8 protein-coding genes are annotated in these 8,963 nt (G+C 50.7%); all 8 read left to right on the forward strand.

Annotated features, from left to right (window positions below):
• Positions 1 to 956: FAD-dependent urate hydroxylase HpxO (hpxO, locus tag NZ772_08505; protein ID MCS6813594.1), on the forward strand; the 956-nt coding region annotated here is incomplete at its 5' end.
• A gap of 27 nt (positions 957 to 983) precedes the next feature.
• Positions 984 to 1,346, forward strand: a complete 363-nt coding sequence (gene uraH / locus NZ772_08510) for a hydroxyisourate hydrolase (GenBank protein MCS6813595.1) — start codon at positions 984 to 986, stop codon at positions 1,344 to 1,346.
• A 143-nt stretch (positions 1,347 to 1,489) separates the two neighbouring features.
• Positions 1,490 to 2,011, forward strand: coding sequence for a DUF3038 domain-containing protein (locus NZ772_08515; GenBank protein MCS6813596.1), 522 nt, complete (start codon positions 1,490 to 1,492; stop codon positions 2,009 to 2,011).
• Positions 2,012 to 2,127: 116 nt separating this feature from the next.
• Positions 2,128 to 3,729 (forward strand): DUF4335 domain-containing protein, encoded by a 1,602-nt coding sequence (locus NZ772_08520; protein ID MCS6813597.1) that lies wholly within the window; start codon positions 2,128 to 2,130, stop codon positions 3,727 to 3,729.
• Between the two features lie 174 nt (positions 3,730 to 3,903).
• The gene (locus tag NZ772_08525; GenBank protein MCS6813598.1) at positions 3,904 to 5,028 is read left to right on the forward strand and encodes a beta-ketoacyl-ACP synthase; all 1,125 of its coding nucleotides are present in this window, start codon (positions 3,904 to 3,906) and stop codon (positions 5,026 to 5,028) included.
• Positions 5,029 to 5,457: 429 nt separating this feature from the next.
• Complete coding sequence (locus NZ772_08530; GenBank protein MCS6813599.1) at positions 5,458 to 7,272, forward strand: PAS domain S-box protein; 1,815 nt, start codon at positions 5,458 to 5,460, stop codon at positions 7,270 to 7,272.
• 117 nt (positions 7,273 to 7,389) lie between these two features.
• Complete coding sequence (ylqF, locus tag NZ772_08535) at positions 7,390 to 8,235, forward strand: ribosome biogenesis GTPase YlqF (GenBank protein MCS6813600.1); 846 nt, start codon at positions 7,390 to 7,392, stop codon at positions 8,233 to 8,235.
• The coding region (locus tag NZ772_08540) for an ABC transporter permease (protein MCS6813601.1) at positions 8,235 to 8,963 on the forward strand (729 nt) is incomplete at its 3' end. The genes ylqF and NZ772_08540, both read left to right, overlap by 1 nt.

An 8,963-nucleotide genomic window follows, 5' to 3' on the forward strand; every position in this document is an offset into this window, starting at 1 on the left:
AGATGGACAGCATGGCCTACTATAGTCATCATGGTGAGAAGTTGACTGCCTTTAGCTTGGATCCATTAGTGCAGCGTGTTGGACAGCGCCCCTATCCAGTCGCTCGCACTGATTTACAACATCTTTTGCTAGAAGCTTGCGGGGTTGATCGTGTGCGGCTCAATGCCAAATGTGTGGGTGTGGAGCAGGACGATCGCAGTGCTACGGCTATTTTTGAGGATGGAAGTCGGGCAACGGGTGATGTGATTGTGGCCGCAGATGGTACCCATTCACTGTTGCGGCAATACGTTGTGGGAGAGCCAGTCGAGCGCCAATACGTAGGCTATGTCAATTGGAATGGGTTAGTGCCTGTGAGCGATGCGTTAGCCCCCAAGCATTGTTGGACGATCTATGTTGGCGACTATAAGCGCGTCTCAATGATGCCAGTAGCGGGCGATCGCTTTTACTTTTTCTTCGATGTACCTCTACCCAAGGGCACGGTTAGCAAACCTGAACACTATCGGCAAGAGTTGATGGGCTATTTTGAGGGATGGGCTGAGCCTGTGCAAGCATTAATTCAAACCTTGGATCCACAAAAAACAAATCGTGTGGAAATTCATGACATCAAACCTTTGCAGACCCTGGTACGCGGTCGGGTAGCTCTGCTAGGAGACGCTGCCCACGGTACAGCCCCAGACTTGGGACAGGGTGGTTGCCAAGCTATGGAAGATGCGTTAGAGCTAGCTAATTACCTGGTCACCACTACTATTAGTGTTGAGGATGCGCTGAAACGCTATGAGGAAGCACGCCGCGATCGGGTTGCTGATGTGATTACCCGTGCTCGCAAGCGATCAGACATGACCCATGGCAAAGACCCAGCCAAGACCCAACAGTGGTACGATGAGTTGCGCCACGAGGACGGCACTAACATCATAAATGCAATCTGTAAGACAATCTTGGCAGGGCCGCTGCACTGAAGTGCTGCACTAAAGTTAAGCATGATCATGACTGGTTATCTAACAACCCATGTGTTGAATACAGCCCAGGGTTGCCCTGCTGTGGGGCTAACGATCGAACTATGGCGTTTTGAGCAACAAACTGGTGAGAAGCAACTACTCAAAACAGTCACTACTAATCATGATGGGCGCACTGATGCACCACTGCTCGCAGGTGATGACTTCCAAGTAGGCTGCTATGAGCTGGTCTTTGTTGTGGGTGACTACTTTGCCCAGCAGGGTGTGTCATTGCCAGAGCCACCTTTTCTCAATCGGGTGCCTCTCCAGTTTGGCATCGCTGACGCTGGTGCCCACTACCATGTACCACTGCTAGTTTCTCCTTGGTCATATAGCACCTATCGAGGCAGCTAGATAGTTTTCAGGACATGGATTCTTGTTTCAAGACTGGTAACAGGGTAATCGGGACTAGTTTATTCTTCTAAGGTAGGGTTGTGAGTGTACTTGTGACTATCCCATCAGCTTCTACTGGCGAAGGGTTGCCCTTAGCAGATCAAATGATTCCAGCTCAGTTGGCCAATATCAAAGCCCAACTGGACTTGGTGCTGTTGGCGCTAGAGGCATTGGTGGGCATTGGTTCTGAAGCTATGCTCCAGACGGCGGCAGAGTTGGGCTTAAGCGATATGCTGGCTGATCGGGTGGCCCTCTGGCGGTTGCGGCAGGCCAGTCCGTTGCGGAAAGGACAAGGTGGTCGCAAGAAGTTAGATGTGGATGAGGCTCGATCGCTGGTGCTGATTAGTTGCCACTTGGCACGTCAACATCAAGCTACAATCCGTAAAGCAGTTGCCCTATTGGAGGAAGCTACCAATCAGAACCGTGAACCCCATCGAGTTGCGCAACTCGGCGACTACCTGGATAGCTTTAGCAATGCCTACCAAGAGCGTATGGACGAGGAGGATACCACGTCTCCGGCTGACCTAAACCGCTTAGCACTCCGGCTTCTGATTGATTTGTTGTTTTACAGCAACCCCAATGGTCATCGTCGCTTGTGGCTAGCCCTCCTTGATCGCGCCAACTAGCGTGTTGCTCACTGTGTACTATCGGTCACTGTGTACCATCCAGCAGCGATAACATCCTAATTCTTCTTTGCTCATTATCATGTATTGTTTACTCGCTTCTCCTCTTACTAGTCCACATGCCTAAGGTCACCTATCAATACCGATCGCCGACATGCTTGCTGGATGTTGTGGGCACACCATCACGGCTATCTCAATGGACAGACCGGCCTGTGTTGAAGGGGGCACGGTTTCAAATCCGATTTTTGGCTGAAGGGGATGGTGGTGAAATCACCATTCGTGGCGATCGTGCCCAACTAGACACCCTCTGTCTGGCTGTTGACCATTACATGCAACAGATATTGATGGATGATCGATGGTTAGCAATTCCAGTGCTAGCGACTCAGGGGAGATGTGAGCAATCAGCAGGGCTAGAACCAGTTCCTAACACTGTAGACAAGTCCGCCTCAGACATTTACCTGCGTCCGGTAGGGCTGTTGAACCATGACTTGGTGCTGGGTTCTCTAGGAACTAAAGTCAAACCAACTGCTCAGCCAACTCTACGCTTGAGTATGAGTCAACTAGCAGATTTGGTCACAGTTCTGGATCACTACAACGCTGAGGTGTTGGCACTGCCGTCGTTGTCAGCAGGGCGATCGTTCCCAATATCCGCAACTCAGTGGCGGGCGATTGCAGCTACGCTTGTGTTGTCAGTGGGAACAATCGGGGTCTTAGCTCGAATTGCCTCTTCACCGCTGTCAACTTCAATCAGCGCCTCTAAGTCAGTGTCCATGTCTTCAGAGTTGTCTAGCCACCTTTACAACAAGGTGCCTACGGGCTTGGCAGACCAAGCCAAGGCCCAGGGTGATCGTCCCCAGCTATCCTTAGAGCAACAATCTGTAGCGCCAGCCCCATCCCCCCGACCCCCAACAGCGGCAACTCTGTCTAAGCCATCGCCAGGTGATTCGTCGTTGGATAGGCGGTTGCGCCAACAGCAGACTTCACCAGCACCAGTGCCTCAAGTTGCACTATCACCGCCTCTTTCGTCGGGTACAAACGATGATTTCCTTTCGTCAGCAGCTTCTATCAACCAACCTGAATTCAATAGCCCTGAGTTACAGCGGTCAATTACCTCAAATACTCTTCCCACGGCACAAATGCCAGCACCTACCTCGGCAAGAATGATGCCGCCGGGGCAACGGGAGGTAAATCAGCGATCGGCCAGCAGTTCTAACTCAGACTCCACTCGCCGCGATGCTCCGTCGCCAGCCTCGTCACCATCAGTATTGGATACTATGGCTCCAGTACCCCCACCTGCTGCCATGCCAGCGCCAGCGGTTGTGCCTCCATCCACCTCGATCGGACAGACAGCTCGTTCCTCAGGGACTACAAGCGGTGTCGAACCCCAACCCACCCTTAGCGAAGTTGATCAAGGTCAGGCTGTGCCTCCAGCACCCTCACTGCCTCAATTGGCAGAACTCAAGCGCTATGTTGAACGTAACTGGCAACCTCCGTCTAGTCTCACAGAGCCGTTACGCTACCGATTACTTCTCAATGCTGATGGCTCGGTTCAGTCGGTAAAACCTGTAGGCCCTACGGCGTGGCGTTATCGATCGACCCTACAGTTTCCTGGTTCAGACCAGCCTTTGGTATCTCCGACTGCAAATCGCCGACCGCTATGGTTATGGTTAGAACTAAAGCCTAGTGGCCAAGTCCTTGTCTACGAGGAAAGGTCAGAGTAAGCTTGTATTGACCGAGAATAATTTCACATCTATACCTGCCTGCTCTGCTCTCTAACTCCAAACGTTTCTGCCAACAGGGCACAGGCTGCAAATCTGGTTCAAGATAAATCTAGTTCGAGATATCGTTAGTGTCTAAAGTAGTGTCTAAAGAATTGGCACTACTACTCCTACCCCATGACCAAGATTGTCATCACTGGCATCGGCCTCATCTCGGCTCTCGGTTGTTTAGAAGCCACTTGGCAACGGTTGCTGGCAAAAGAGTCCGCAATCAAGATGCAGCAACCCTTTCCAGAGTTGCCACCCTATCCTCTGGCACTCGTGGATGCGGCACCGTCCTCAAGCTTGGGCCTGTTGCACCAGGCACTAACCCACGCCCTTAAGGATGCCAATCTTCAGCCACCGCTGCCAGACTGTGGGGTAGTTGTTGGCTCTAGTCGCAGTCAACAGCACCAGTGGGAAACACTACTAAGGACAGGAACGCTAATCGACGGCGAAGTGTGGCTATCGACATTACCCCATACGCCTGCGATCGCCACAGCTCAGCATCTTCAAACTAATGCAGCCGTGCTGGCTCCAATGGCAGCCTGTGCAACGGGATTGTGGGCCATCGCCCAAGGCTATGAGTTACTTCGGCAAGGTCAACATCAGCAGGTCGTTGTAGGAGCAGTAGAGACACCCATTACTCCCTTAACCTTAGCTGGCTTTGCTCGCATGGGAGCACTAGCAACCACTGGATGCTATCCCTTTGATCGCCATCGTCAGGGATTGGTCTTAGGAGAAGCAGCCGTAGTTTTTGTGCTAGAGCAAGCAGCAACTGCTCGTCAACGATCAGCCCCCATCTATGGTCAAATTTTGGGAGCAGGCTTGACGGCGGATGGTTATCATGTGAGTGCACCGGATCCAAACAATCAGGCAGCGATCGCAGCAATTCATCAATGCCTGCACCATAGTCACCTATCCCCGGATGACATTGACTTTATCCATGCCCACGGCACTGCTACCCAGTTAAACGATCGCAATGAAGCTCGCTTGATTCAAGCCATATTTCCAGATGGGATCCCTGTTAGTTCTACCAAGGGTGCAACTGGCCATACCCTAGGGGCATCTGGTGCACTAGGAGTTGCCCTCTGTTTACTAGCACTGCGAGATCAAATACTGCCCCCCTGTGTTGGGCTAACCACTCCTGATGTTGCGCTCAATGTACTGACTACTGCTCAACCTGCCCATGTATGCCATCTGCTCTGCCTCAGCTTCGGCTTTGGAGGGCAAAATGCTGTGTTAGCACTGGGAAAAACCTAAATGACTCATAGCAACTGATGGCATACAGCAATACATTTAGTTAACCCTCCTGATTTGTTTATTTAGTCTGGGTAATTAAACCATGACATCCTGGCAAAGGTTCAACAGTGAACCATCAGTTTGTTGGTAGTGATAAAGAAGTAATGATTCAAGTGGAGGTCAGAGAGGGGCTAGTCCCTCTTGTGGGAACATACCCTACACTCCCTTTCCAGGAAATCATTACCTTTTTAGGACTATCGGTTTGTTAAACTCTGGTTACTGTGATGTGCAGTCACCCGACTGTGCTAGAACGAGTGGGACTGAGCACGAAGCTACGCAGATGTGTAGTAGTGAAGTAGCGCTGTCATCAAACTGACTCAGTATCGTGTAAGTGATGGTTTCAGAAGGGTTTGTGAACTCAGTAATGATTGTATTAGTCTTGGAGTAGCCATGACCCAGATGAGTGACACATCAAACCAAGACTACGAGTTGCAAGCAGAAATCGATCGTCTGCGGCGTGAGGTTGAAGAGCTAACGGTTAAAAACAGCGATTTAGAAAATGCTCTGCTGACCGCTGTTGAGCATGGCGACATTGTGGAAGCAGAGTTGTATGATGCCAATCAACGCCTGCAAGCAGAAATTGCCGAGCGCAAGTTAGCCCAGGCAACCCTGCAAGATATTCTCGAAACCGTCTCTAGGGACAAGGCAGATTTAGAAATCATTCTCTCCACGACGGCTGAGCATGGGGATTTTATGGAGTACCAGCTCTACACCCAAGCTGTAAGTGCCATGCGACAAAATCAAGAACTGCTCCAAGCCATTTCTGAAGCCACATCTGCGCTGATAATCTTGGCGAAGCAGTCTACGGGCTTGGTCACCTATGCCAATGCGATCGCTCGACAGCGGCTAGGTTTAGTTGTGCGGCCTGATCACAATCAACACTTGATTAGTCTCTTTGCCTATACGGCTAACTATTACCAAGTACAAACTATGTTGGCCATGCAGGGATCGGTACAAAACTATGAAACGGAAATGCAACAAACAGATGGCTTAACCTTTTGGGTATCGGTATCTATAAATCCCCTGACGCTGAATGATCAAGCCATGATTTTGGTGACAGCACATGACATCAGCGATCGCAAACGGATAGAAGTTGCCCTTAACCAATCGAGAGAAGCCCTAAGGTATCAAGCCCAAAAACTAGAAGAGCGGGTAGCAGAGCGCACCAAAGCACTACAGCAAGCGGAGGAAAAGTACCGTAATATCTTTGAAAATGCTGCTGAAGGCATCTTCCAAATTACTCCTGAGGGACGTTTTTTAAGCGTGAATCCAGCCATGGCTCGAATGTGTGGCTATGACTCGCCCGATGTGTTCATTGCTGCTATTACCAATGCAGGTCAGCAGCTTTATGTGCAAGTTGATCGTCGTGACGAACTAATTGCCTATCTACGGCGATTTGATGAGGTTTCTGGATTTGAATCCCAGATTTATCGGCGCGATCGCTCCATCATCTGGGTGTCAGAAAATGTCCACTCCGTTCGGGACGAAAACGGCACCCTGCTGTATTACGAAGGTAGTATGCGCGATATTACTGAACTCAAAACAACAGAAGAAGAGTTACGTCAGCAGCGATTGATGTCTGAGCGGTTGCTGTTAAACGTGTTGCCCCAGTCCATTAGCCAACGTCTGAAGCGGGGTGAAAAAACGATTGTCGATAACTTTACAGAGGCCACTGTGCTCTTTGCAGATATTGTTGGCTTCACGGAACTTTCCTCCGATATTTCTCCCACGGACCTTCTAGACCTATTGAACGAAATTTTCTCTACCTTTGACGGCTTGGTCGATCGGCATAAAGTTGAAAAAATTAAGACTATTGGTGATGCTTATATGGTGGTAGGGGGAGTTCCCATCCCCAAGGCTGATCATGTGGCCTCCATTGCTGATTTGGCGATCGACATGATAAACAGCGTGCAACACTTCAAAACCCGCCAAGGCAAGGCCATTGCCCTTCGGATTGGCATCCATACTGGTCCTGTAGTTGCCGGAGTCATTGGCACTCGCAAATTTACCTATGACTTGTGGGGTGACACGGTTAATGTCGCCAGCCGCATGGAATCTCAGGGCGAAGCTAGCCGCATCCAGGTTACTCAAGCTGTCTACGATCGCCTCCATAAACGTTATAAGCTGGAAGAACGGGGGCAGATCGATGTCAAAGGTAAAGGTGTTATGACCACCTACTGGCTGCTTGGTCGTAACGTGAGATAAAGCCTAATCACTGAAGGCAGAGTAATGGCCTTGCCTGTCTAAGAGTGTCAGGATAGCCATCCCACAGGTATGAAATCCATAATTCTATGGAGGTTGAGTTGTCGAAGGCGGGGGCATATGTCAATAACAATCCAATGGTATCCGGGGCATATTGCCAAAGCCGAGCGATCGCTCAAGGAGCAATTAAAACTAGTGGATGTGGTGCTAGAAGTCCGAGATGCCCGCATTCCCCTAGCAACCCACCATCCCCAAGTTACTCAATGGACAGGCAGCAAAGAGCGGGTGTTGGTGCTGAACCGCACAGATATGATTCCAGAAACAGCTCGGAAAGCATGGACTCAGTGGTTTGCCACTCAAGGAGAGACACCCCACTTTACTGATGCACAGCATGGCAAGGGCATTGAAGCTGTAATGAAGTCAACACAACTAGCTGGGGAAGCGATGAACCGGCGACGGCGCGATCGGGGCATGTTGCCTCGTCCTGTGCGGGCAGTTGTGATTGGTTTTCCCAATGTAGGCAAATCGGCATTAATTAATCGCCTCCTCAAGCGGCGTGTAGTCGCAAGTGCCCGCCGACCAGGAGTCACCCGCCAACTGCGCTGGGTGCGTATTTCTGAGCAACTGGAGTTACTAGATGCGCCAGGCGTGTTGCCATCGCGTTTGAGCGATCAAGCAGCAGCCGTGAAGCTAGCCATCTGTGATGACATTGGCGAAGCAGGGTATGACAATCAACAAATTGCCGCAGCCTTGGTAGATCTCTTAAGATCCCTAGGCCAAGCGTATCCTTTACAATCACGATATGAGTTGGATCCAAGCATCTTGACCGGAGAATCTTTTTTACAGGCTTTAGCTGATCGCTGCGACCAAGGCAATGTAGAGCGCAGTGCCCGTCGGTTGCTCAATGACTTTCGCACTGGCCTACTTGGTGCCATCTGTTTAGAATATCCCCCCGAGGTACCATAATGTCGGCATCAAAGGCAGCATATATCCAACTAGGGGCGATCGTTCTAGCCATCGGTTTCATTGGGGCAACCATTCTGCTCACAGGAGAATCACCCCACAGGGTCATAGCAGCCCTGTGGAATGGAGCCTTTGGCACCCCAGATCGCATTGCTCGCTGTTTTTCTACCTTAGTACCCTTAGTGCTTTGTGCTAGTGGGTTAGTGTTTACCTTTGCTGCCGGACTCTATAACCTGGGAGTTGAGGGACAAATTACAGCCGGGGCGATCGCAACTACCTTTACCCTGCGTTTAGGGGAGACACTGCTACCACCTAGCCTGTTGCTACCGCTGGCAATAGTTATGGGTGGGCTAGGAGGTACAGTTTGGGGTGGGGCTACGGGAATATTAACCGTGTATGGCCGCATCAACGAAATCTTTGCTGGATTGGGACTGAACTTTGTGATCGAAGGGCTAGCGTTGTATTTAGTCTTTGGTCCCTGGAAACGGGAAGGCGTTGCTTCTATGAGTGGCACAGAACCATTTCCTGAAGCCTTGCATCTGGGGACGATCGGTCGCACGGAGGCCAGCCCAGTAGCCCTAGGGATCGCTATTGTAGCCCTAGGCGCAACCATTCTAGTCATGCGTAGCACCTACATAGGGCTGAAGCTCCGGGCTGTGGGCAAAAATCAGCGAGCAGCTTATGTTTTAGGCATTCCAGCAGTGCGCTATCTCATGGGATCATTGATGGCT

It is taken from the genome of Cyanobacteriota bacterium, from assembly GCA_025054735.1.
In the GTDB taxonomy this organism is placed as follows: domain Bacteria; phylum Cyanobacteriota; class Cyanobacteriia; order SKYG9; family SKYG9; genus SKYG9.

Excerpts from the sequence above, each read along its gene's own strand:
- NZ772_08520 (MCS6813597.1), top strand. The coding sequence starts at position 2,128 with ATGCCTAAGGTCACCTATCAATACCGATCGCCGACATGCTTGCTGGAT.
- NZ772_08525 (MCS6813598.1), top strand. The coding sequence starts at position 3,904 with ATGACCAAGATTGTCATCACTGGCATCGGCCTCATCTCGGCTCTCGGT.
- NZ772_08515 (MCS6813596.1), top strand. The coding sequence starts at position 1,490 with ATGATTCCAGCTCAGTTGGCCAATATCAAAGCCCAACTGGACTTGGTG.
- ylqF (MCS6813600.1), top strand. The coding sequence starts at position 7,390 with ATGTCAATAACAATCCAATGGTATCCGGGGCATATTGCCAAAGCCGAG.
- uraH (MCS6813595.1), top strand. The coding sequence starts at position 984 with ATGACTGGTTATCTAACAACCCATGTGTTGAATACAGCCCAGGGTTGC.
- NZ772_08530 (MCS6813599.1), top strand. The coding sequence starts at position 5,458 with ATGACCCAGATGAGTGACACATCAAACCAAGACTACGAGTTGCAAGCA.